The organism is Arthrobacter sulfonylureivorans (assembly GCF_022637435.1).
Taxonomy (GTDB): domain Bacteria; phylum Actinomycetota; class Actinomycetes; order Actinomycetales; family Micrococcaceae; genus Crystallibacter; species Crystallibacter sulfonylureivorans.
Map to the genome: position 1 here is coordinate 671,848 of NZ_CP093326.1, position 22,984 is coordinate 694,831.

Consider the following 22,984-nt stretch of genomic DNA (forward strand, 5'->3'; position numbering starts at 1 on the left):
ATGTTTACGACGAATTCACACAGGACGCCGTGCTGCGGCCGGGGCGCTAATTCGTGAAGTGGCTTCGCTCCGACAAGGGCCCGGGCGGGCTATACAAACAGACTGAACTGCGTTCGCCGGCTTTCCAATCCGCTTCGGTGGGGGAGAATGGCCGGAAGCTATGACCGCGAGCCAACTTCTCGATGTGCTGTTCCAGAAAATCTGCACACAAGCGGTTGGACTCTCGGCTGAGCGAGTGCTCTCCCGGATATGGCTGGTTCCCATGGGTGACGACGCCGAAGACCTCACCTTCGTGTGGCTCATCGCAGGGCACGGGGAAGAGGGCAGTCTGCGTGGGGCCGGAGGAGTATTCCCAGTCGAAGAACACGCAATCGCCGGGAAGGGCAGCGCTCACAGTCGAAGGTTTGGCCCCTGCCTTCCACTGCTCGGCCAGGAAGCTGTCTATGTAGGCGGTATTGGCCGCTGATTCCTCTTCGCTGAGGGCAACCTCCGGCTCAATGGAGGACCCGGTGGAGGAACCGGAGGGCAGGGGAGCGGCGAAGCGGCCGGACACCGGGGCAACGCTACTCGCAGAACCGGACGATCCGCTGCCGGCGGCCGGCACCGCCGTCGGGCTTTCCGTTCCAACAGGTGCAGCACGTGCGTCGGATGCCGCGGGCCCCGAACACCCGGAGAGCAGCAACGCGGCCAGCACCGCTAAAGCGGCCGATAGCTGGATCCGCATGGTCCCCCGATGTCAGCGCCGAGGCCGCCTACGACAGGCAGCCGGAACGTCAGCAGCCTAACAGGGCGCTGCCGTTCTATCCGGACGCTGCGTCACGGCCGGTGCGATCACACAGCGGTGGCGGCTGCGGCGTCGGCCGTCTTCTTCCGGTAGATGGCCAGGAAGGAGGAAATCCGGCGCACCGCTTCTTCAATGTCCTCCACCGAAGGCAGGATCACGAAGCGGAAATGGTCCGGCGTGGGCCAATGGAAGGCCGTGCCATGCGAGACCAGGATCTTCTCCTCCTCGAGCAGGTCCAGCACGAACTTTTCGTCGTCCTCGAAGGGGTAGACAGCGGGATCGAGCTTGGGGAACAGATACATGGCCCCGGCGGCAGGGACGCAGCTGACACCGGGAATCTGGTTGAGCAGCCGGCAGGCCAGATCGCGCTGTTCGCGCAGCCGACCACCGGGCTTCACCAGATCGCCGATGGACTGGTAGCCGCCCAATGAGGTCTGGATGGCGTGCTGCGCCGGCACGTTGGAGCACAGCCGCAGCGAGGCCAGCAGCTCCAGCGATTCCCGGTACGCGGCGGTCTCGGCGCGGGGGCCGCTGATGGCCACCCAGCCGGCCCGGTAGCCGGGCATCCGGTAGGCCTTGGACAGCCCGCTGAAGGTGAGCACGGGCAGGTCCGGGGCCACGGAAGCGGTATGGATGTGGACGGCGTCCTCGTAGGTGATCTTTTCGTAGATCTCGTCCGAGAACAGCACCAGATCGTGCTTGCGTGCCAGCGCCGCGAACTGCTCCAGTACGTGCCGCGGGTAGACGGCGCCGGTGGGATTGTTGGGGTTGATCAGCACGATCGCGCGGGTCCGGCCGGTGATTTTGGCTTCGACGTCCGCCATGTCCGGCCACCAGTGGTTGTCTTCGTTGCACAGGTAGTGGACGGCCTTGCCGCCGGAGAGGGTCACGGACGCGGTCCACAGCGGGTAGTCGGGTGCGGGGATCAGCACTTCGTCGCCGTTCTCCAGGAACGCCTGCAGCGTCATGGAGATGAGTTCGGAGACCCCGTTGCCGATGAAGATGTCCTCCACGCCGATCTGCATCAGGCCTTTGGTCTGGTAATACTGCGAGATCGCCGTGCGGGCGGAAAAGATGCCCTTGGAATCGCTGTAGCCCTGCGCCCCGCGCAGGTGGTGGATCATGTCCACCACAATCGATTCCGGCGCTTCCAGCCCGAACGGCGCTGGGTCCCCGAGGTTCATCCGCAGGATGCGGTGGCCCTCGGCTTCCATCTTCTTGGCCGCGTGCAAAATCGGGCCGCGGAGCTCGTATCGAACGTTCTGGAGTTTGCTGGAATGCTGCATCGGACGCATGCCCTATGTTTTCATATCCGGCACAAAGCGTTCATGTGGTGTTCAACACGATGCGTGTTAATCCCGGCCGGTTTCAACAGTCCGGTTCAACACGGCGCAGGGGTGCGCTCCGACGGCGGCAGGTCTGGTGCCCGACGCCGTAACCGCCTAGCGTGATGAACCTCAACGCGGAGCAGCTACGGAGGAACGCCATGAGCCTGAAGCACATCAACCCGGACGGCATGTTCCGCAGCCCGGCTTTTTCCCAAGGCGTGCTCGTCGACGGACCCGGGCGACTGCTGGTTGTGGGCGGCCAGAACGGAGTCAATGCCGACGGCGAAATGGTCAGCGACGACCTCGCCGGCCAGACCAGGCAGGCAATGCGCAACGTGCTCGCAGTCCTCAAGGATGCCGGCGCAACACAGCAGGACGTCGCCAAACTGAATATTTATCTGGCGGCCGGACAGGACCCGAACGAGGGGTTCGCGGCCGCCGCCGAGGTCTGGGGGCAGGTGCCGACGGCGATCACCGTCCTGCAGGTGGGCTCCGCCCGGCCCGGCGTGCTCGTGGAGATCGATGCCCTCGCGCAGGTTCCGGGACAGGTCTGACGGACGGGTTGCTGTCCCGGGGCCCGTGCGGGAATAGCTGCTGCGGCGGCACGGTTGGGGCTCATCGTGAGTAAGCTCTTCGAACCCGCTACCCTGACCACCCCCGACGGCACCGGACTGCAGTTGCGCAACCGCACGGTACTGGCACCGATGTGCCAGTACTCGGTGAGCGCACGCGATGGGGTGCCCACCGACTGGCACCTGGTGCACCTCGGAGCCCGGGCCGCCGGCGGCTTCGGGCTGGTCGTCGCCGAGGCAACCGCCGTGGTGCCCGAGGGCCGGATCTCCGACCGGGACGCCGGACTGTGGAACGACGCGCAGCGCGACGCCTGGAAGCCGGTCGTGGACTTCGCCCGCGCGCAGGGGGCGGCGATCGGTATCCAGCTGGCACACGCCGGCGCCAAGGCCTCCACCTACCCTTGGTTGCCCGCGCAGGCCGAGGGCTCCATCCCGATGGGCGACGGCGGCTGGGAGACGGTGGGCCCCTCAACGACCGACATCTTCGGGTTGGAGCGGCCGCACGCCCTGGACATCCCTGAGATCCAGGCGTCCGTCCAGGCTTGGGCGGACGCAGCCCGCCGAGCGGACGAGGCCGGGTTCGACGTTGTCCAGATCCATGGCGCCCACGGCTACCTCATCCACCAGTTCCTCTCCCCGCTGACAAACCACCGTGAAGACGCCTACGGGGGCAGCTACGAAAACCGCACACGGTACGCGCGCGAGGTCATCAAGGCGGTGCGGGCTGTCTGGCCGGACCACAAGCCGCTGGCGATCCGCCTCTCCGGAGACGACTGGGTCGAGGGCGGGTGGCGGCTGGCCGACACGGTCCGCTTTGTCCGCGAGGCGAGGGAACTCGGCGTCACCGCGTTCGACCTCTCCAGCGCAGGCATCGGGGCGTATCACGGCCCCTCCGGTCCGGGCTTCCAAGTGCCGCTCGCTGCTGCAGTGCGCGAGGCGCTGGATGGCACGGATTCGTTCGTCACCGCCGTCGGGCTGCTGACCGACCCGGCACAGGCGGAACATGTGGTGGTCACCGGGCAGGCCGACGGGGTAAGCGTTGGCCGCGCTGCGCTGAAGGACGCGCACTGGCCGGCGAACGCGGCGAAGGTCCTCGGCGTCGCCCGCGACGGGAACCCTCGTGCGGACCAGTACTGGCGAGCCGCCTGGTAGCCGGAGCTAAACCCCCACGGCCGAGCGCACCGGCGCCGCGGCCGAGGACGGGGTGCTCACCCCGCCCCCGTGCGCCCCGTTACCCCAAGGCACCACGACGGCGGGGTGCGACACCTTCGGTAGGTGCGCCCCCGCCGTCGTCCGTTATTTGTTGGGGCGGACGCGGTGCTTGCTGACGATGGAGACCCGGTTGAACGCGTTCATCGCGACCGTGATCCAGCTGACCGCGGAAAACTCCTCGTCCGTGAGCTGTTCACGGGCGGCAGCGTACTCCCGCTCCTGGCTGTGGTGGGCCGGCAGTTCGGTCAAGGCCTCGGCAAGGGCCAGCGCCGCGCGTTCCTTGTCAGTGAACACTTCGGTGTCCCGCCATGAGGGGAGGACGGACAGCCGCTGCGCCGTTTCTCCCTCGCCCAGCGCAAGCCGGGTATGCATGTTCAGGCAGTAGGAGCAGCCGTTGATTTGCGAGATACGCAGGTTGAGCAGCTCGACCAGCTTCCGGTCCAGGCCGGCCGCATCGGCGGCCTCGCCGACCTTGAGGGCCAGGCCGTTGAGGGCGCGGTACGCCGCGGGGTTCTGCTTGTCGATGTAGATATTGGCGCGACGTTCGTCGGTGCTCACTCAAGCCTCCTGTTACTGGGGTGAATTCCCATTCTGGCACCCTGCCCGCCAAGGCCCGAGGAGAGTAGCGTGTGCCCCATGGAATTCGAGAAGCCGTTTACGGAGCCCACCGGTCGCCGGATCCGGGTCCGGCTGGGCGGAGGTTTGGTGGCGGACAGCGCCCGGGCCAGGCTGCTGGTCCAGTACGGACGAGGCGAACTGCCCACGTACTACCTGCCGCGGGAGGACGTGGCAGCGGGAGCGCTCGCCAATCCGCGCGCCGGGTCGGCCGGACAGCAGATCTGGGATGTGGCCCTCGGCAGCAAGCGGGCGGAAGCCGGCGCCTGGGAGCACCCCAACCCCACCGGAGAGCTGGCCGATCTGGCCGGACACGTGACCTTCTCCTGGCGGCAGCTGGAATGGTACGAGGAAGACGAACGGGCGCTGGTGCATGCACGCGATCCCTACAAACGGGTGGATACGCTGCGCAGCTCCCGCCGCGTCCAGATTTATCTGGAGGGCCAGAAGGTGGCCGACAGCATCCGGCCGCTGCTGCTCTTCGAAACGTACCTGCCCGTCCGCTACTACTTGCCGGCCGAAGACGTACGGACGGACCTGCTGGAGGCCAGCGACACCGTCACCAGCTGCCCCTACAAGGGCATGGCCCGGTACTGGTCCGTCCGGCTCGGCCAGAACCTGGTCCGCGACGTGATGTGGAGCTATCCGGATCCAATCCCGGAAAACCCCAAGATCCGGGACCTGTTCTGCTTCTTTAACGAGCGCGTGGACCTGGTGGTTGACGGCGCCCCGCAGGACCGGCCGGAGACTCCCTGGTCCTGACCCGGCACTTCCCCCAGCCCGCACCGGCCTCCGGGGCCGCGGAGGCGTAGTAGTCCAGCCAGCCGCTCGGCACCGAAAAATTCGGCCCGCCGTCGGCCTGCTTGGCCCGCCGTCTGCCTGCTTCTGCGGCTTATACCTTCTTCTCCGCGGAGAAGAAAAGGCTTTTGAGCATTTTTCCCACCCCAACCTGTTGCATAATCAGTATGCTTATGATTTCTTGGGGGGACGTGGTTCTGATCCCGCACTTCCCTGAGTGAGAGTGGTCCGACGATGCATTGCGACGAGGAAGCCTTGCAGGTTTTGTTCCGCAGGGCGAGGTGCGCCAAGGGGTCCTTGCGTGCGGCATTGGAAGAGGAGCTGCTGCTGGGGCACCTGGGCATCGCCGAGAGAATTGCCCGCAACTACTCGGGTCCGGGCCGGGAGCTCGATGATCTGCAGCAAGTGGCCCGGCTGGGACTGCTCAAGGCGGTCCGTGGCTTCGATCCGGACCACGGCGCCGACTTTGCTGCCTATGCCGTGCCCACCGTGCACGGCGAGCTGAAGCGCTATCTGCGGGACAGCTCGTGGGTGGTCCGGCCGCCGCGCCATCTTCAGGACCTGCGGACGGCCGCCATCAAGCTGACGCCGGAACTAGCCCAGCGCCTGGGCCGCGAACCTCGGCTCCTGGAGCTGGCCGGTGCGCTCGCGGAAAGCCCGGACACGGTGGCCGAAGCGCTGAATTGCCACGGCAGCCTGCGGCCGGAATCGCTGGACGGGACCCCTGAAGGGCAGAGCCTTGCCGAGTCGCTGGCCGTGACGGACGGCGGGACCGAACGGACCGAAGAACTGCTGATACTGCGGAGCGCCATCCAAGAGCTCGAACCGCGGGAACGGCAATTGCTCTTTTACCGCTACTTCCAGGAAGAATCGCAGCGCCGCATCGGCGAACGCGTCGGCATGACGCAGATGCAGGTGTCCCGGGCGCTGGCCCGGATCTTGGTCAAGCTTCAGCGCCGGGTGCTGGGGGAACAGCCAGCGCCGGCCCGGCAGCCGATCCGGACGGCGTAGCCACCGGGAGCAGCGCAACCGCCGACAGGACATCGTCGGCGCTGACGGCCAGCAGTGCCGGGTCGGGATCCGCGGCGAACGTGTCACCCAGCCGCAGGCTTGCATCGGTCAGGACGGTGTGCGGTCCCGGCGGCGGCCCCCAGACGCCGACCGGCGCGGGGCCGAAGATGACAACAGACGGTCTGGCGTAAGCGGAGGCCAGATGGGCCGCGCCGGTGTCGGCGGAAATAACCACGGCGGCCTCGGCGACCGCGGCCGCAAATTCCGCCAGCGACAAAGTGCCGGCGACGACGGTTTCCGGCCCCAGCCCGGCCAGCTCGGCGACGGCCTGTGCCCGCGGCCGTTCGGCCGTGCTTCCGGTGAACAGGATCCGGTGCCCCTGAGAGACCAGACCGCGGGCGACGGCGGCGAACCGGTCGGCCGGCCAGAGCCGGCTACCGTAAGCGGCACCGACGTGCAGGACCGCCGCTCCAGGGCATGGGCTCGGCATCACCGGCTTGATGAGCCGGTAGTCCAGCGGATCAGCGTCAATCCCGTGCCACTGCAGCAGGCGGGCCCAGCGCTCGCGTTCGTGTACGCCCTCCAGCCATTCGGGGCCGTTCCAGCCCGGTGCCTGATGGCCGATGCGGACCGCGGGCTGCAGGGCTTCCAGCCGGCCCCGGCTCTCCGGGCCGTTGCCGTGCAGGTTCACGGCGATCTCCGCCCGGCCGGGCGCCAAGGCCACCGGAACATCCAACCCGTGCGTGGGCAGCAGGTCGTCCACCGACCCGGTGAGTTCGAGGACGGGCCGCAGCCAGGCCTGGGCGGCGTAGAGGATCCGGTGGTCCGGGTACGCCGCGCGCAATGCCCGCAGCGCAGGAACCGCCACCAGCAGATCGCCCAGCTTCAGCGCCCGGAGCACCAGCAGCTCCGGCCGTCCGTCCCGTTCCAGTTCTTGGGGTTCGGCCACTGCGCACTTCCTTCCCAGCCGGCTGTGGCCCATCCTGCCAGATGCCTGCAGCATCCGCTTCCCGCCCCATCCTGCCGCGGGAGGGGAAAGCGGATGGCAAAACCAGTAGCGGCAAAGTGTTTAGGTCGCGGCTTTGCTGGGAACAGTGCTGGTATGAGCGCAGCCGCCCTCTCCCCGCCGCGGGCCATCCTGTTCGACCGGGACGGCACGCTGGTCACGGACGTGCCGTACAACCCGGATCCGGCGAAGGTCCGGCCGGTAGCCGGCGCCCGGACGGCGCTTGAGGCGGTCCGGGCTGCCGGGCTGCCCTGCGGGGTACTGACCAATCAATCCGGCATCGGACGCGGATTGTTGAACCGGGAGCAGGTCGACGCGGTCAATGCGCGGGTCGAAGAGCTGTTGGGCCCCTTCGACGTCTGGGAGATCTGCCCGCACCACCCCGACGACGGCTGCGGCTGCCGCAAACCGCAGCCCGGGATGATCCTGGCGGCTTGCCGCCGGCTGGGGCTGGACCCGTCCGAGGTGGCCTACATCGGGGACATCGGGACCGACGTCGAGGCTGCCGCCGCGGCCGGCGCGAGCGGAGTGCTGGTGCCGACGCCGGTGACCCGGCGCGAAGAGGTCGAGGCAGCCGGACTGGTGGCAGGGGATCTGGCCGAGGCCATTTCCCTTCTGCTGGAGGGCCGCCCGTGAGCCGCGTGCTGGTGGCGCGGCTGGACAGCGCCGGAGACGTGCTGCTGGCCGGGCCGGCGGTGCGGGCGGTGACGGCCGGCAACGGCGGCGGTCCCAACGACGTCATGGTGCTGTGCGGCCCGCAGGGCAAAGCGGCCGCGGAATTGCTGCCCGGCGTCGCCGAGGTTTTCAGCTGGGCCAGCCCGTGGATCGTGGACCCTGCGCCGCCGGCAACCCAGGACCACGTTGCCGCGCTGGCGGACTGGGTGCGGAAGACCCGGATCTCCGAAGCCATTATTCTGACCTCCTTCCACCAGTCGCCGCTGCCGCTGGCTCTGCTGCTGCGGCTGGCCGGCGTCGGGCACATCACCGGGGCTTCGGTGGACTACGCCGGCTCGCTGCTGGACCGGCGGCTCCGGCCGGGCGAAGACTTTCCGGAGGACCAGCCGGAGGCCGAGCGTGCGCTGGGCATCGCCGCAGCCGCCGGCTACCGGCTGCCCGGCGGCGACGACGGCCGGCTGCAGGTGCGCAACATACCGGATACCTCGTTCCTGACCGGGGACGAGCCGTATATCGCGGTCCATCCCGGCGCGGCGGTTCCCTCCCGTGCCTGGCCGCCCCTGCACCATGCCGCCGCGGTCGAGCTGCTGATCGGAGCCGGATACCGGGTGGTGGTCACCGGCGGGCCGCAGGAACAGGAACTGACGGCCACCGTGGCCGTCCCCGGTGCCCTGGACCTGGGTGGGCGGACCGATCTGCGGAGCCTGGCCGGGGTGCTCTCCGGAGCCTCCGCCGTCGTCACGGGGAACACCGGACCCGCGCATCTGGCCGCCGCCGTGGGCACCCCGGTGGTGTCCCTGTTCGCGCCGGTGGTGCCGGCCATCCGCTGGGCGCCCTACAAGGTTCCGCTGGAGCTGCTCGGCGACCAGCATGCGCCGTGCCTGCTCAGTCGCGCCCGCATCTGCCCGGTCCCCGGGCATCCCTGCCTGTCCACTGTGGCCCCCGAAGAAGTGCTGGCGGCCGTGCAGCGGCTGACCCGCGGCGTGACGTACCTGTCCGCCCGGAGAAAGACGAGGAACGCGTGAAGATTTTGCTCTGGCACGTCCACGGCGGCTGGACCGATGCTTTTGTGCGCGGCCGCCACGAGTACCTGCTTCCGGCCACGGCCGAGGGCGGCGCGTGGGGATTGGGCCGCGCCGGACGCGACTGGCCGCCGTCGGTGCGGGATGTGGAGCCGGGCCGGCTGCGCGACGAGGAACCGGACGTGGTGGTGCTGCAGCGGCCCGAGGAGATGGGGGAATGCGAGCGGCTGCTCGGCCGCCGGCCGGGACGGGACATTCCCGCGGTGTTCCTGGAACACAACACGCCCAAGGGCGATGTGCCCAACTCGCTTCACCCGCTGGCCGACCAGCAGGACATGACGATCGTGCATGTCACCCACTTCAATCGGTTGTTCTGGGACTGCGGAACGGCCCGGACCACCGTGATCGAACACGGCATCGTCGACCCCGGCAAGCTCTATACCGGAGAGCTGGAACGGCAGGGCGTGGTGGTCAACGAACCGGTACGCCGCTGGCGCGTCACCGGGACGGACCTGCTGCCGGCTTTTGCCCAGGCGGGGCCGCTGGAAGTGTTCGGCATGGGAACCGACCAGCTGGCCGCTGCCACCGAACTGGGCCCCGACCAGCTGCGCGTCCGCGGAGACCTGCCAAGCCACCTGCTGCACGCCGAGCTGGCCCGCTGCCGCCTTTACCTGCACCCGCTGCGCTGGACGTCGTTGGGCCTGGCGCTGCTGGAAGCCATGCACCTGGGCATGCCGGTAGTGGCTCTGGCCAGCACGGAAGCGGCCCGGGCGGTTCCGCCGGAAGCAGGGGCCATCTCCACGGATGTGGACCAGCTGCGCCGCCAAGCGACCCGCCTGCTGAAGGACCCGGACGAGGCCGCGGCACGCGGCGCCGTCGCCCGCGAGGCGGTGCTGCAGAACTACGGGCTGCAGGCTTTCCTGGACAACTGGGACAGCTTGCTGGCCGACACCACAACCAGTACCGGACGCGCCATGGCCGCCAACTAGAGGAGAGAGCCATGAGGATATCGATGGTTTCCGAACATGCCAGCCCGCTGGCCGCGCTGGGCGGAGTTGACGCCGGCGGCCAAAACGTGCACGTGGCAGCCCTCTCCGCAGCGTTGGCGCGGCGCGGGCACAGCGTGAGCGTCTACACCCGCCGCGATGATCCGCTGCTGCCGGCCCGCGTCACCATGCGGCCCGGGGTGGAAGTGGTGCACATCAACGCCGGCCCGCCGGAGCCGGTGTCCAAGGACCAGCTGCTGCCGTTCATGGGCCAGCTGGCCGACGGCATCAGCGCCGACTGGGCGGAGAACCCGCCGGACGTGGTGCATGCGCACTTCTGGATGTCCGGCGTCGCCGCCCTCGATGCTGCCCGCCGCCCGGGCAGTTGCCCGGTGTCGGTGCTGCAGACCTTCCACGCGCTCGGGACCGTGAAGCGGCGCCACCAGGGCGCGCAGGACACCAGCCCGGCACAGCGTGCTTGGCTGGAACCGTCCGTGGGCCGCGACGTGGACCGGATCATCGCCACCTGCTCGGACGAGGTGTTCGAGTTGGCCGCCATGGGCATCCCGCGCGGCAACGTGTCCATCGTCCCCTGCGGCGTGGATTTAGGACTGTTCACCGCCGACGGCGAGGCCGAACCGCGCGGCCGGACCCACCGGATTGTCACGCTCGGCCGGCTGGTTCCGCGCAAGGGGATCGATCTGGCGGTACGGGCCGTGCGGTTGCTCAAGGACCAGGGCATCGACGACGTCGAACTGCTAGTGGTCGGCGGAGCTGCCGGGGCGGCGGGACTGGCCGCCGATCCGGAAGCCCAGCGGTTGCGCGGCTTGGCCCGGGAGCTCGCCGTGGCAGACCAACTGGTGCTGCGCGGACAGCTCTCGCAGGAGCACATCCCGCCGGTGCTGCGCAGCGCCGACGTGGTCATCTGCGCGCCGTGGTACGAACCGTTCGGGATTGTCCCGCTGGAAGCTATGGCCTGCGGTGTTCCGGTGGTCGCGGCCTCGGTCGGCGGCCTGATCGACACCGTGGTGGACCGGAAGACCGGTCTGCACGTGCCGCCGCGCGACCCGCAGGCGGTGGCGGACGCCGTGGCCGAGCTGCTGGACAATCCGCAGCTGCGCATGGAGCTCGGCAGGGCCGGTCAACAACGCGTCGCCACCCGCTACTCCTGGGACCGGGTGGCGGCCGACACCGAAAAGGCCTATCACCTGGCGATCAGTCAGGGGGCCGGATCAGTCACCGCCGGAGCCCGGCAACTGGAAGGAGAGGCACTGTGAAACGCGCAGTTTCGGGCGGCAGCCCATCGACCGCCAGCACCGGGGCACTGACCGCTGCCGCGCCGCTCGCCGCGCCGACCTCCTCGGCCCCGCCCGAAGCCTATCTGCGGCCGCCGGGCCCCGCACTCGTTCCATTGCCGTCGGCTCCCGGCCGGCACACCGGAACCGAGGCTGAATCCCACGCCGTGGATGCCGTGCTGGCGCACCTGCAGGCAGTCGGGCCCGCGGTGGAGTCGCTGCGAGCCCAGGCCGGCCGGCTGGCGGGCTGGGGGACCGAGTTGGCCCGGCGGCTGCTGGACGGCGGGCGGCTGCTGGCGGCCGGCAACGGTGGCTCCGCGGCGGAAGCCCAGCATCTCACCGCGGAATTGGTGGGCCGTTTCGACGGCGAGCGGCAGGCCTTCTCCGCCATCTCGTTGCACGCGGACACCTCGGCCGTGACGGCGATTTCCAACGACTACGGCTACGACCATCTCTTCGCCCGGCAGGTGCTGGGCCATGGCCGGGCCGGCGATGTGCTGCTCCTGCTGACCACCAGCGGCAAGAGCGAGAACCTGCTGCGTGCGGCCGAGGCAGCCCGCGGCATCGGCGTCACCAGCTGGGCGCTGACCGGCAGCGCCCCGAATCCGTTGACCAGGCTCTGCGACGACTATGTGGCCGTGGACGCGCTGCCCGCCAATGTGCAGGAGGGCCACCTGATGGCGCTGCACGCCCTCTGCCGGGCGTTCGACGCCGAGGTGGCGCGGCACGCGAACGCCGCCGCGGGCGCGCAACGCGGACCGCACGGCGGGGCGGCCCGGTCATGAGGATTGTGGTGGTGGGCGACGTCCTGCTTGATGCCGATGTGGAAGGGGCGGCCACGAGGCTGAGTCCGGACGGACCGGTGCCGGTGGTGGACGCTGCCGAAACCACCTACCGGGCCGGGGGAGCGGGGCTGGTTGCCCGGATGTTGGCCCGTGACGGCCGGGACGTCCTCCTGGTCACGGCATTGTCCGACGACGATGCCTCCTCGCGGCTGCGCGAGGCCTTGGACGGCATCCGCGTGGTGGCCGGCCCGTCGGGTGCGCCGACGCCGGTGAAGACCCGCATCCGCGCCGGCGGCCAGTCGGTGGTCCGCGTGGACGAGGGCTGCGCACCCGGACCGCTGCCGGTCCCGACACCGGACATGCTGGAGGCGCTCGGGACGGCCGATGCCATCATCGTGGCGGACTACGGGCGCGGTCTGGCGGCTGCACCCGCGCTGCGCGATGCGCTCGCGCCGCTGGTGCACCGGATCCCGGTGGTTTGGGATCCGCACCCGGCCGGCCCGGATCCGGTCGACGGCGTGGCTGCCGCGACGCCGAACCTGCCGGAGGCGCTGCGGATGGCCGGACTGGCGAAGGGCGGAACCGGCGAAGCAGCGCTCGCCGCCGCCGAACTGCGCTCACGCTGGAACAGCCACGCCGTCGTCGTCACGCTGGGCGCGGAAGGGGCGATGATCCAGAAGGAGGGGGACCTGCCGCAGGCAATTCCCGCCCCCGCGATGGGCGCGGCCGATACCTGCGGGGCGGGAGACAGGTTCGCCGCCTCGCTGGCGGTGGGGCTGGCCTCCGGGCGCTCACTGACCGCCTCGGTAGAGGACGCGGTAGGGCAGGCCGCGGCCTTCCTCGCGGCCGGCGGCGTGGCCTCGCTGCGCCGGGACGCGGCCCCGGTCCAGCTGCGCGGGCCCGGGGTGGACGCCATGCGGGTTGCCGCCCAGACGCGCGAAGCCGGCGGCACGGTGGTGGCCACCGGCGGCTGCTTCGATCTGCTGCACGCCGGCCACGCCCGGACCCTGGCTGCCGCCCGGAAGCTGGGCGACTGCCTGATCGTCTGCCTCAACTCGGACGCTTCGGTCCGCCGCCTGAAGGGCGAGGAACGCCCGATCATGAACCAGGAGGACCGCGCCGAGCTGCTGCTGGCCCTGGAATGCGTGGACGCCGTGCTGGTGTTCGATGAATCGACGCCGGAAACGGCGCTGGAACGGTTGCGTCCGGACATCTGGGTCAAGGGCGGCGACTATACCGCCGATCAACTCCCCGAAGCCCGGCTGCTGCAGTCGTGGGGCGGTCAGACCGTCACCGTGCCCTACTACCCGGCCCGTTCCACCACCGGCCTGGCCGCCGCGCTGGAAAAGGTTGGCTAAAGCACCGAACCATCAACCATCCAGTGGAGAGAAGAGTGGACTCACGGGTGCACGGGATGCCGTTTTCCCTCCACCCGACAGCCCGATGGAAACCACCATCCCTGAAACCGAGGAGGAAAACATGAGTAGTGCAGCAACCAACCCCGGCCGTGTCCTCGTCACCGGCGGAGGATCCGGACTGGGAGCCGCCGTCGTGGACGCGGTCCTGGCGGCCGGCGGCATTCCGGTGGTACTGGACCGCGACGTGAGCAGTGTCAGCCAGGCCAAGAGCGTGGAGGTGGACGTCGCCGACCGCACCGCCGTCGAGACAGCCGTGCGGCAGGCCGTGGACACGCTCGGCGGGCTGGACGCCGTGGTGACGGCCGCCGGCATTGACCGCTGCGGACGGCTGGAGGACGTTCCGGCCGAGGAATGGGAGAAGGTCATTGGGGTCAACCTGATAGGCACGGTCTCGGTGGTGCGGGCGGCCCTCCCGCACCTGATGTCCTCGCACGGACGGGTGGTCACGGTGGCCTCCTCGCTGGGGATCAAGGCCGTCTCCGACGCGACCGCCTACTGCGCCTCCAAGTTCGGCGTGGTTGGTTTCAGCCGCGCGCTGGCGGCCGAAACCCGCGGACAGATCGGCGTCACCACCATGATCCCTGCAGGCATGAAAACCAGGTTCTTCGACGACCGCACCGAGCAGTACAAGCCGCAGGACGACTCCCGGCTCAACGACCCGGAACGCGTGGCCGACGCCATCATCTTCGCGCTCTCACAGCCGAAGGGCTGCGAAGTGCGCGAGATGGTCATTTGCCACGAAGAAGAAGACTCGTGGCCCTAAGCTGGCGCAGATCCGCGTAGACATCCTCTGCGCGGATCTCCCGCGTCAGGGAGAATTCGTGCGGGCAACGCTCCGCCGTCCAGCCCACCTGGGTCAGATCCGCCGAGCAGACCGGACAGCGCGTCAGCCAGGACAGGTGGACCCGGTGCAGGGTCCGGCCCAGCGGCCCGGCCATGATCATGTTTCCCACCCAGTAAATGCCCACCGTCGGGGTCCCGACGGCCTGGGCCAGGTGCCGCGGCCCGCTGTCGTTGCCGAGCATCACGTCGCTGGCCCGCAGCACCGCGGACAGCTCAGCCAGCCCTAGCTGGCCGGCCACGGAGCTGATGCCGCCCCCGTTGCCGGATCCAGCTCTCTCGCAGCCGCGTTCCACCACTTCGTTGGCCAGCGCGGTGTCGGATGGGTCGCCCACCACCAGGACCTGGCACCCATCGTCGGCCGCCCGAGCCGCAACTTCGCCAAAGTACGACGCCGGCCACCGCCGCCGCTGGTCAGTGGCACCCGGGTGGATGGTCACCAGTGACGGCCGGCCGTCGGCGAGCAACCCGGCCAGCAAAGCTTCCTCGCCGGCCAACGGCTCCAGCTCCGGCTGGAACGCGGCCGGAGCCGCGCCGGCCAGGCCCACCACCTCCAGCGCACGCAACACCTCGTGCTGGTAGTAGAGGTACGGGATGGACCGCTCAAGCGGCGCCGCGTCTTCGGTCCGGGTGCCTACCGTGTGCCGTGCGCCCAGTTCCAGCAGGAACGGGTTCGAAAACCTCCCGCCGCCGTGCAGCTGCACCGCAAGGTCGAACTGCTCGGCGCGCATCCGCTGCTGGAACAGCGCCACGGCCTGCGGGTCCTCCGGTCCCGGTCGGACACCGTGCGCGAACGGCAGCGGCTCCACCCGGTGCACCGGGCCGGGCCTGCCGCGGAACAACGCTGCATGAGCTTCTGTGCCCAGCAGGGTCAGCGTCGCCTCCGGATAGGCGGCAGCCAACGATTCCAAGGCAGGAACCGAAAACAGCACGTCGCCCAGGCCACCGCCGCGGAGCACCGCAATCTTGCGTACGTCCTCGAAGGGCTGCAGCACCGGTCCGATGCCGAGGCCGTGCCCAGCATCGGTACTCAGCCGCTGGTCGCCGAAAGCGGCGCCGCCCGTAGGGGAATCTGTCATCTCCACCTCCTGCGTGCACTTCACCCTAAAGCGCATCACGGCCGCTGGCCAGAGCCCGCCAGCGCCCTGGATGCGCCGCCGGCCCGGCCGCAACCCCGTTTTGCCTCGGAGGAAACAGAGGCCCAGCCAGCGGAATCCTGCCTCGGCTGGACCGTCTGAAAACGCCCGGCGAGGGGTAGGAGACCAGTACCACGCGATGCGGCAGGCGTTGCTGTCGGCGGGGAGAATGCCCGCTGTGCGCAGCGCACCGGCGTCTGCGTGAACGTGGACTCAGACCAGAGACCAGCGGGGGCCTTGGCCCCGCCTTGGACGGGAGGAGCGATATGACCACCGATTCCGATACTGCCCGGAACCTTGCCTCGCTGGAGGTGTACGACCCCAGGGATGGCAGCCTGGTGGGATCGCTGGAGGAAGCCAATCCCGACGAGGTCCGCGTCGCCGTCGCCGTCGCCAAGGCGGCCCAACCGGGTTGGGCCGGCACCGACGCTGCCGCCCGCGGTGAACTGCTGGAAGCGGCTGCCGCGGCGATGCAGGAGCGTGCCGGGGAGTTGGCTGAGATGAACGCCCGCGAAACCGGCCGGCCCGAACACGAAGCCCTGGAAGGCGTCATGGCGGGGGCCGGAACGTTGCGGCAGTATGCACAGCTGGGCCCGGTACACCGCGGACGCAGCCTGCGCGGTGGTCAGCTGGCCGTTGACTACACCGTCAACGAACCGCGCGGCGTGGCGGTGGTGCTGACGCCTTGGAACGATCCGGTGGCGGTGGCGGCCGGACTGCTCGGCGCGGCGCTGGCGACCGGCAACACCGTGCTGCACAAACCCAGCGAACGCTGCCCGCATCTGGGTGCGCTGCTGGGAAGGATCCTCTCGGATGTGCTGCCGCCCCAGGTCATGACCACCCTGACCGGCGGACCGGCAGTGGGTGCCACGCTGGCCAGCCATCCGGACGTGGACGTCATCGCGCACGTGGGCTCCAGCCTCACCGGCGCCGGGATTGCCCGCGAAGCGGCGCTCACCGGTGCCCATGTCATCCGGGAGAACGGCGGCAACGATCCGCTGATCGTGGACGATGGCGTCGATCCGGCGTGGGCCGCCGAACAGGCTGCCATCGGCGCGTTCACCAACAGCGGGCAGGTTTGCACCTCGGTGGAACGAATCTATGTGCACCGGGCAGTCGCCGGGCCGTTCGGTGAAGCGCTCGCCGCCGAGGCCCGCAGGCGCAACGTGGGCGGACTGATGGCCCCGCTGGTTGACCGCAGGCTGAGGGACAGCGTCCACGGGCAGGTGGCTGAGGCGCTTTCGCTCGGTGCGGCTGTGGCGGAGGGCGGTGCGGTGCCCGAAGGCCCCGGGGCGCACTACCCGGCCACCGTCCTGCTGGACTGCGCCGACCACATGGCCGTGATGCAGGAGGAGACCTTCGGCCCGGTCGCCCCGGTCCAAGTGGTGGACAGCTTCGCCGACGGGCTGCGGCACGCGGCGGCGGGCCGGTACGGCCTGGCCGCCACCGTCCTGACCGCGGACATGGAACACGCCCACCGCGCAGTGGCGGCGCTCCAGGTGGGCACCGTCAAGGTCAACGCGGTTTTCGGCGGCGCGCCCGGCGGTTCCGCCCAGCCCCGCCGGGACAGCGGCGCAGGCTTCGGCTACGGGCCTGAACTGCTGGACGAATTCAGCGCGGTCAAAGTGGTCCATATGGGCCTGCCCGGCGGAGCGCGGTGATGAGCACCCCGCTGTCGGATGTCTCCGGGCTCGCCGACTGGCTGCCGTCCCGGCTGGCCGAGGCCGCACCGCAGGTCGCCGTGGTGGGTGACGTGATGCTGGATGGCTGGTTCAGCGGACGGATCGAACGGTTCTGCCGGGAGGCGCCGGCGCCGGTGGTGGACATGACTAAACGGGAGTATGCCCCGGGCGGCGCCGCCAACACGGCCCTGAACCTTGCCGCCCTCGGCGCGCGGGTGCGCATCGTCGGCTTGATCGGACCGGACGACGCCGGACGGCGGCTCCGCGCCCTGCTTCAGGGGGCGGGGGCGGACACCTCGGGGCTGGTGGAACACGAAGACGTCCTGACCACCACCAAGTACCGCATCATCGGTGGCGACCAGATCATGCTGCGCCTCGACGAGACCATGGACCGGGTGCCCGAAGCCGCCCAGGAACGACTGGCCGCGGCTGTGCCCACTGCCCTGGCCGGCAGCGACGCAGTAGTGGTCTGCGACTACGGCACCGGCGGGTTGGGCGAAGCCGTGCGCACCGTGCTGGCCCGGCACCGCGGCGGCCGACTGCTGGTGGTCGATGCCCACGACCCGCGGCTTTGGTCCGGAATCGCACCGGATCTGGTCACCCCGAATGCGGCAGAGGCAGCCGCCCTGCTGGGCATGACCCTGGACCCGGACACGGACCGCGCTGCCGCAGTGGCCGGCCAGGCAGGCAAGCTGCTCGAGTCAACCGGGGCCGGCGCCGCCGTCGTCACGCTGGACAAGGACGGCTCCCTCCTGATGATGCACGACGGCGGGACCCACCGCACGTGGGCAAGCCCGGTCACCGAGAAGCAGGCATCTGGGGCGGGCGACACATACGTGGCGTGCCTGACCCTGGCTCGGGCCGCGGGCCTGCCGCTGAGCACCAGCCTGGACTTGGCCCAAGCGGCCGCTGATGTGGTGGTGCACCGGCGCGGCACCTCGGTCTGCAGCACCACCGACCTGGCCGCGCACTTGGGCACCTTTTCCGACTCAGCACTGGACGCGGAAGAGCTCAGCCAGGCAGTGGCGACCGAGCGGGCGGCGGGCCGGCGCATAGTGCTGACGAACGGATGTTTTGACGTGCTGCACCGCGGACACACCCGCTACCTGACCCAAGCCAAGCAGTTGGGCGATGTGCTGGTGGTGGCGCTGAACAGCGACGCATCCGCACGGCGCCTGAAGGGGCCCGACCGGCCGATCAACGCCGCTGCGGACCGGGCCGGCATCATCGCTGCGCTCAGCTGCGTGGACTACGTGACGGTGTTCGACACGGACACGCCCATCCCGCTGATCGAAGCGATCCGGCCGGATATCTACGCCAAGGGCGGCGACTATTCGCCGGAGATGCTCGAGGAGGCAGCGGTGGTGGAGGCCTGCGGCGGCGAGGTCTGCATCCTGGATTACGTGGCAGACCATTCCACGACGGCCGTGGTCCGCCGCATCCGTGGCTCGGCGCCGACGGCCATTACAAACCCGTCGCCGACGGCCGGTACAAACCCGGCGCCGGCAGCGGGAGCCGATCCGGCATGAGCCGCAGGAGTGCCGGCAGTTGGGCCGTGCCACCACCGGGCTCAGCACCCGAGCTGGATGTGCTGGTGCCCAGCTACGGCCGGGAAGCCGAACTGGCGGTGACGCTCTCCGGCCTGGCATCCCAGGACGGCCCGGCGTTCTCCGTGGTGATCAGCGATCAGTCCGACGGAGCGCCCGCCTGGGAGCACCCGGCAGTCGCCGCAATGACCCGGGTTCTGAAGGCCCAAGGCCGGCCGGTCCGGCTGGAACGGCATTTGCCCCGGCACGGCCTGGCCGAGCAGCGCCACTTCTTGCTCGGTCTTGCCACCGCCGAACTCGTGCTGTTCCTGGACAACGACGTGTGGCTGGAACCGGGCATGCTGGCACGGATGACTGCGGCCATCCGGCAGGAAGGCTGCGGGTTTATCGGGGCGGCCGTTCAAGGCATGTCGTTCCTGGACGACGTCCGCCCGGGGGAGCAGGAGCCCTTCGAACTCTGGGACGGTCCGGTATCCCCGGAGCACATCCGGCGCTCCGACGAACGGTTCGCTCGTTGGCAGTTGCACAACGCGGCCAACCTGACCCATATCGCCGCTGAGCTGGGGATTGCCGACGGCGGTTGGCGGCTGTACAAGATCGCGTGGGCCGGGGGCTGCGTGCTCTACCGGCGGGACGCCTTGCTGGACTGCGGCGGCTTCGAGTTCTGGCGGGAACTGCCGCCCGATCACGCCGGCGAGGATGTGGTGGCGCAATTGAAAGTCATGGAGCGCTATGGCGGCGCAGGCATCCTGCCCTCTGGCGCCGTGCACCTGGAATCACCTACCACCGTCACCGACCGTTCCACCGAAGCCACGGACGTGGTCCTGCGCGAATAAGGTTTTGATGCCACGAGCGGCGGCGCACCGCTCGTACAGGCGTCAGAACGGCGGCGGGTCCTGCCGTTGGCTCGGTGACGGCGTGTCCTGTTGCCGGTTGTCTGCCGGCGGTTGGTCCTGCTCCTTGTCGGCTGCACGGTTCTTGCGGGCGGGGTGCCAGGGCGGCAGCCAATCGTCAGCCGTGGAGCCGTCCCCCGGCCCGGGTCCCGTTGGCGGTTGAATGACCAGCGGTTCGATTTGCCGGCGCTGATCCTCGGGGAGCGCAACGGCGACGGCGGGCGGATAGGCCGGTCGGCCGGGCGGGGCGACGTCTTCGCCGGGCCGGTCGGTGTAGGTCCGGCCGGCCGGGGTGGTCACTTCGAATACCCCGGGCGAGGGCTGCGCCATTTTCCAGCCCGCGTTCGTTTTCAGCCCGTGGTGGGTTTCGCAAGGAGGACCCAGGTTCCCGGCATCGGTTTCGCCCGTCGCGCCGTCGGCGCGGAAGGCTTGGGTGTGGTCGATCTGGCAGGCCTTGCCGTGTTTGCGGCAGCCGGCAAACGGACACACCTCGTCCCGTTTCCGCACCGCCCGGGCCAGATCCGCCGGCGGCCGGTACCGGGTCTTGCCGTAGGAGAGCCTGGCCCCGGTCTCCGGATGCGTCAGGATCCGGTAAAACGACTTCGCATCCGCACACAACTGCCGGGCCGCGTCCGCCGGGATCGGACCGTACCCGTCCAGCGTGGCCGGTTCCTCGCCCAGCCCCAGCAACGAGAGCACCGGGACGGTGACCGACGGTTCGGCGTGGATCCCGGCCGCCGGGCCGGTATCCATCCCCGCGTGCACCAGCAGGTCCGCGAACACGTCCGCCCGCAGCTGCCCCCTGGACCGGGTCTCGCCGTGCTGGCCGCGCAGGTGGACGGCGGTCCGGGTGAGCCGGTCATCGATCGCGGCGGCCTGCTCGGCCGGCAGGTACGCGTTCAGCCACGCCATCCCGTCCGGCGCCGGTTCCACGCCCACGTTCCGCCGCTCCTCCGCGGTCCGGCGGCGCCGAGTGATGGTCTCCGGGTGCGTGCGCTCGCGCAGCCGCCGCGCCATCTCCCGCAGCGACCGCAGCGACCTGCCCTTCACCCGGCCCAACAAGGCCTGTTCAAACCCGGCCGTGGCCTCCTCGGGCAGGGACCGGCCCTGGACGACGATGACCGCGGCCTGCTCCCGGTCCAGCTCCCCGGCGCCCATCGCCGCCAGCGTGGCGGGAAACAACCGGTGCAGGTCGCCCGCCTGGTCCAGCCTCGCCCGGGCCCGCTCCTCGGGCAGGCCGAGCAGGCAGCCCAGTTCCTCCGCCGCCGACGTTGCGGCCAGCAGCTGCCGCTGCCGCAACGTGGTGCAGCCCGGCCCCGGCGGCGGCAACTGCGCCAGCGCCGTTTCCCCCAGCCGCGCTTCCAGCGCCACCTCCCGGCCGTCCAGCCAACACCTCACCCGGTGCACCGCGGCCAGATGCTCCACCGTCTCCTGATACCCCAGCCCGCCGGTGCCCGAACCGGCCAGCATGGCCAGCAGCACCGCAGGCTCCGCCCCCGCCACCAGCGTTTCCAGGCGCTCGGCGAAATAGTCAGCGTGCGCTTTCGACTCGAACAAACCCTCCGGCAGCCAGCACCCCTCGGGCAGGTTCGGCAAATCGGCGAACTCCGCCGGGACCGGCCCCACCCCCGGCGGCCGGTCGGTGCCGTCGTCGAGCTCCCAGGCCGCGAAGTCCTCCCGATACGCCCGGTTCCCCTGGTCAAGCTCCTCCTCCGGTGCCGGCGGGACCTCCAGCCCCGCGGACGGGTCGGGACCCGGCTCGAACACCGGCTCCGCCCACCGCACCGGCACCGGCTCTTTCCGGGCCGGTTTCATCCGCGCCAGAATCGCCGCGATCGCCGCCTCACGCTCCTCCTGCGTAGGCAACCGCCGGCCCTCCCCAGAAACCGGTCCCCGCTCCGCCGTGCCGTCCATAACCCAACTCAACCAGCCGGGTATGACAGTTTGGGCACCGCCAATTCTGAAGTCAGAATTGGCGGTGATAGCAGCGTCCGGCGATCTGGGGGGAGGGAAAAATCCGGGGGCGCGGCGGGAAAGCTGTGTCGGGCCATAAGGGGCGGGGAAGGTCCGGGCCGAGAGTCGAAAGCTGGGCGGAGGTAATCCTAAGGGGCGGGGAAGGTCCAGGCCCAGTCGAAAGCATGGCTGGGGGACCGGCGCCGCCGCGACCTGAGCTACAGCGCCGGAACCCGGGAGAGCCGGGCTACTCGTGGTCCTGCCAGCCGTCGCTCTCCGTGTAGCTGGCGAGCAAGGTGCCAGCTCCAGGCTGCATTGAGTCGTCGGGGTCGTCGAAGAGCCGTGCCCGGTCCGCCTTGCTGTGGGACAGGATGGACTCCGCAGCTTCTTTGGCTTCCGCCAGGGACGCCCCGAAGACCTCGGTGCGGACGGGCAGGTTGTCGGTGATGATGACGTCGGCATCGGTGTCGCTCAGCGGCACGGTATAGCCGCGCTGCTCATCGCTGACCGGAAACTCGAAGTTCCCCTCGGCCGGATCAGCCGGAACGACGTACTCCACGTAATAGGACATGGTGGTGCTCCCTTCAGCGTTGGCCGGCTTCGAGTTCGTCGCGCGGCCGACAGTTCGTCGAAAGCTATCACCCGGGCCCGGCGTTGCCTACAGAGTGGCCTTGGGCGAGAAGCCCCGGCGCGTGAGTTCCCCGGCGACGGGTGCGCCGAGGAGTCGAGGCCGGGCCCAGACGATCAAGGATGTGGAGCCGCGGAGATTTCGACGTCGGTGCTGCCGCCTTCTGCGACGACGAATGCTGCGCTGGTGCCGGTGAAGTCCGGCCCAACCCCTCCGGGGTCGGTGCAGTAGGTTGCCAGGTTATTTTCGCCCGCCGGCAATTCCAGCACCGTGGTGCCGCTTTCGTTGGCATCAACGGCCAGACCGTCACCGCTGCCGGACATGGAGCCCTCGGTCGAAGAAAGGCTGACAGCGGAGGCGCCAATGAGCTTGCAGACGTAGGTACCGTGTCTGGTCTGGCCGAGGGCGCCGCCTCCAGCTACGATCCGAGCCTTGGCCTTGCCGGTGGGCGAGTTGGATGTACTGGGAGGCGTCACGTCGGCCCGCGGACTGGGACGGGCCGGGGCACCGGGGGAGTTGGCTGCGGAAGCCGCTTTCGTCGTCGAGATGCTGCCGGACGCAGCCACGTCCGTCGTCGCGGTTCCCGCGGATAATTCCCGTTCGGCCACGGGCGGCACGGCGGCGTGGTCCGCGCCTGCGGAGCACCCGGCCAGGGCAGCGAGCAGGACGGCACCGATCAGCAGCGGCAGGACCCGTTCCATAAACAGATCCTGCCCGGACCACCTTGGATTTCCCTTGCAGCATTAGCCGAGCACCGCCGTCGTCGTTAGACTGACAACTGCGTAAGGGAGTATCCCC

General features: G+C 69.7%; 22 protein-coding genes. 14 read left to right on the top strand and 8 right to left on the bottom strand.

Annotated elements, in window-relative coordinates; all coding sequences use genetic code 11:
• Positions 1-46: 46 nt before the first annotated feature.
• Both MNQ99_RS03290 and MNQ99_RS03295 read right to left on the bottom strand, forming a co-directional pair.
• Positions 47-724 carry a septum formation family protein gene (locus MNQ99_RS03290; RefSeq protein ID WP_241914439.1) on the bottom strand — a complete coding sequence of 226 codons (678 nt, stop codon included), beginning with the start codon at positions 722-724 and terminating at the stop codon, positions 47-49.
• Positions 725-831: 107 nt separating this feature from the next.
• Positions 832-2,079 (bottom strand): pyridoxal phosphate-dependent aminotransferase, encoded by a 1,248-nt coding sequence (locus MNQ99_RS03295; protein ID WP_127512454.1) that lies wholly within the window; start codon positions 2,077-2,079, stop codon positions 832-834.
• 191 nt (positions 2,080-2,270) lie between these two features.
• On the opposite strand from MNQ99_RS03295, the gene MNQ99_RS03300 reads away from it, so the two are divergent.
• Both MNQ99_RS03300 and MNQ99_RS03305 read left to right on the top strand, forming a co-directional pair.
• A complete protein-coding gene (locus MNQ99_RS03300; protein WP_241914440.1) occupies positions 2,271-2,666 on the top strand; it encodes a RidA family protein in 396 nt (131 codons plus the stop codon).
• A 66-nt stretch (positions 2,667-2,732) separates the two neighbouring features.
• The gene (locus tag MNQ99_RS03305) at positions 2,733-3,836 is read left to right on the top strand and encodes an NADH:flavin oxidoreductase/NADH oxidase (protein ID WP_241914441.1); all 1,104 of its coding nucleotides are present in this window, start codon (positions 2,733-2,735) and stop codon (positions 3,834-3,836) included.
• A gap of 144 nt (positions 3,837-3,980) precedes the next feature.
• Here MNQ99_RS03305 and MNQ99_RS03310 read toward each other — a convergent pair whose 3' ends face one another.
• Complete coding sequence (locus MNQ99_RS03310; RefSeq protein ID WP_241914442.1) at positions 3,981-4,454, bottom strand: carboxymuconolactone decarboxylase family protein; 474 nt, start codon at positions 4,452-4,454, stop codon at positions 3,981-3,983.
• Positions 4,455-4,532: 78 nt separating this feature from the next.
• Between MNQ99_RS03310 and MNQ99_RS03315 the strand changes: the two genes are divergently transcribed.
• Entirely contained in the window at positions 4,533-5,273 is a 741-nt protein-coding gene (locus MNQ99_RS03315) for a DUF427 domain-containing protein (protein WP_241914443.1), read from the top strand.
• A gap of 333 nt (positions 5,274-5,606) precedes the next feature.
• Positions 5,607-6,320, top strand: a complete 714-nt coding sequence (locus MNQ99_RS03320; RefSeq protein ID WP_241914444.1) for a sigma-70 family RNA polymerase sigma factor — start codon at positions 5,607-5,609, stop codon at positions 6,318-6,320.
• On the opposite strand, the gene MNQ99_RS03325 is transcribed toward MNQ99_RS03320, so the two are convergent.
• Positions 6,253-7,302, bottom strand: coding sequence for a glycosyltransferase family 9 protein (locus tag MNQ99_RS03325; protein ID WP_241915250.1), 1,050 nt, complete (start codon positions 7,300-7,302; stop codon positions 6,253-6,255). The genes MNQ99_RS03320 and MNQ99_RS03325 overlap by 68 nt on opposite strands.
• Positions 7,303-7,422: 120 nt before the next feature.
• On the opposite strand from MNQ99_RS03325, the gene MNQ99_RS03330 reads away from it, so the two are divergent.
• The 7 genes from MNQ99_RS03330 (at position 7,423) to MNQ99_RS03360 (ending at position 14,270) form a co-directional block, all read left to right on the top strand.
• A complete protein-coding gene (locus tag MNQ99_RS03330) occupies positions 7,423-7,962 on the top strand; it encodes a D-glycero-alpha-D-manno-heptose-1,7-bisphosphate 7-phosphatase (RefSeq protein ID WP_241914445.1) in 540 nt (179 codons plus the stop codon).
• Complete coding sequence (locus tag MNQ99_RS03335) at positions 7,959-9,026, top strand: glycosyltransferase family 9 protein (RefSeq protein WP_241914446.1); 1,068 nt, start codon at positions 7,959-7,961, stop codon at positions 9,024-9,026. The genes MNQ99_RS03330 and MNQ99_RS03335 overlap by 4 nt, the downstream gene beginning before the upstream one ends.
• Positions 9,023-10,012 (top strand): glycosyltransferase family 4 protein, encoded by a 990-nt coding sequence (locus MNQ99_RS03340; RefSeq protein WP_241914447.1) that lies wholly within the window; start codon positions 9,023-9,025, stop codon positions 10,010-10,012. Before MNQ99_RS03335 ends, MNQ99_RS03340 begins: the two co-directional genes overlap by 4 nt.
• Before the next feature lie 11 nt (positions 10,013-10,023).
• Positions 10,024-11,286, top strand: a complete 1,263-nt coding sequence (locus MNQ99_RS03345; RefSeq protein WP_241914448.1) for a glycosyltransferase — start codon at positions 10,024-10,026, stop codon at positions 11,284-11,286.
• Positions 11,287-11,420: 134 nt separating this feature from the next.
• Entirely contained in the window at positions 11,421-12,089 is a 669-nt protein-coding gene (locus tag MNQ99_RS03350; protein WP_422387514.1) for a D-sedoheptulose-7-phosphate isomerase, read from the top strand.
• Positions 12,086-13,447, top strand: a complete 1,362-nt coding sequence (gene rfaE2 / locus MNQ99_RS03355) for a D-glycero-beta-D-manno-heptose 1-phosphate adenylyltransferase (RefSeq protein WP_241914449.1) — start codon at positions 12,086-12,088, stop codon at positions 13,445-13,447. The genes MNQ99_RS03350 and rfaE2 (MNQ99_RS03355) overlap by 4 nt, the downstream gene beginning before the upstream one ends.
• Before the next feature lie 121 nt (positions 13,448-13,568).
• Complete coding sequence (locus MNQ99_RS03360; protein WP_241914450.1) at positions 13,569-14,270, top strand: SDR family oxidoreductase; 702 nt, start codon at positions 13,569-13,571, stop codon at positions 14,268-14,270.
• On the opposite strand, the gene MNQ99_RS03365 is transcribed toward MNQ99_RS03360, so the two are convergent.
• Positions 14,236-15,426 carry a glycosyltransferase family 9 protein gene (locus tag MNQ99_RS03365; RefSeq protein ID WP_127512466.1) on the bottom strand — a complete coding sequence of 397 codons (1,191 nt, stop codon included), beginning with the start codon at positions 15,424-15,426 and terminating at the stop codon, positions 14,236-14,238. The two genes, MNQ99_RS03360 and MNQ99_RS03365, sit on opposite strands and share 35 nt — an antisense overlap.
• 323 nt (positions 15,427-15,749) lie before the next feature.
• On the opposite strand from MNQ99_RS03365, the gene MNQ99_RS03370 reads away from it, so the two are divergent.
• Genes MNQ99_RS03370 through MNQ99_RS03380 form a run of 3 tightly spaced genes read left to right on the top strand, consistent with a single transcriptional unit; the run spans position 15,750 to position 19,548 of the window.
• A complete protein-coding gene (locus MNQ99_RS03370) occupies positions 15,750-17,144 on the top strand; it encodes an aldehyde dehydrogenase family protein (RefSeq protein ID WP_241914451.1) in 1,395 nt (464 codons plus the stop codon).
• Complete coding sequence (gene rfaE2, locus MNQ99_RS03375; protein WP_241914452.1) at positions 17,144-18,694, top strand: D-glycero-beta-D-manno-heptose 1-phosphate adenylyltransferase; 1,551 nt, start codon at positions 17,144-17,146, stop codon at positions 18,692-18,694. Before MNQ99_RS03370 ends, rfaE2 (MNQ99_RS03375) begins: the two co-directional genes overlap by 1 nt.
• Positions 18,691-19,548: a glycosyltransferase family 2 protein gene (locus MNQ99_RS03380; RefSeq protein ID WP_241914453.1), complete on the top strand. Its 858-nt coding sequence runs from the start codon at positions 18,691-18,693 to the stop codon at positions 19,546-19,548. The genes rfaE2 (MNQ99_RS03375) and MNQ99_RS03380 overlap by 4 nt, the downstream gene beginning before the upstream one ends.
• A gap of 42 nt (positions 19,549-19,590) precedes the next feature.
• On the opposite strand, the gene MNQ99_RS03385 is transcribed toward MNQ99_RS03380, so the two are convergent.
• From MNQ99_RS03385 to MNQ99_RS03400, 3 genes are all read right to left on the bottom strand, one after another.
• Positions 19,591-21,471 carry an HNH endonuclease signature motif containing protein gene (locus tag MNQ99_RS03385; protein WP_277883593.1) on the bottom strand — a complete coding sequence of 627 codons (1,881 nt, stop codon included), beginning with the start codon at positions 21,469-21,471 and terminating at the stop codon, positions 19,591-19,593.
• Between the two features lie 334 nt (positions 21,472-21,805).
• The gene (locus MNQ99_RS03395; protein WP_127515471.1) at positions 21,806-22,129 is read right to left on the bottom strand and encodes a hypothetical protein; all 324 of its coding nucleotides are present in this window, start codon (positions 22,127-22,129) and stop codon (positions 21,806-21,808) included.
• A 173-nt stretch (positions 22,130-22,302) separates the two neighbouring features.
• Positions 22,303-22,887 (bottom strand): hypothetical protein, encoded by a 585-nt coding sequence (locus tag MNQ99_RS03400; RefSeq protein WP_241914454.1) that lies wholly within the window; start codon positions 22,885-22,887, stop codon positions 22,303-22,305.
• Positions 22,888-22,984: the final 97 nt, after the last annotated feature.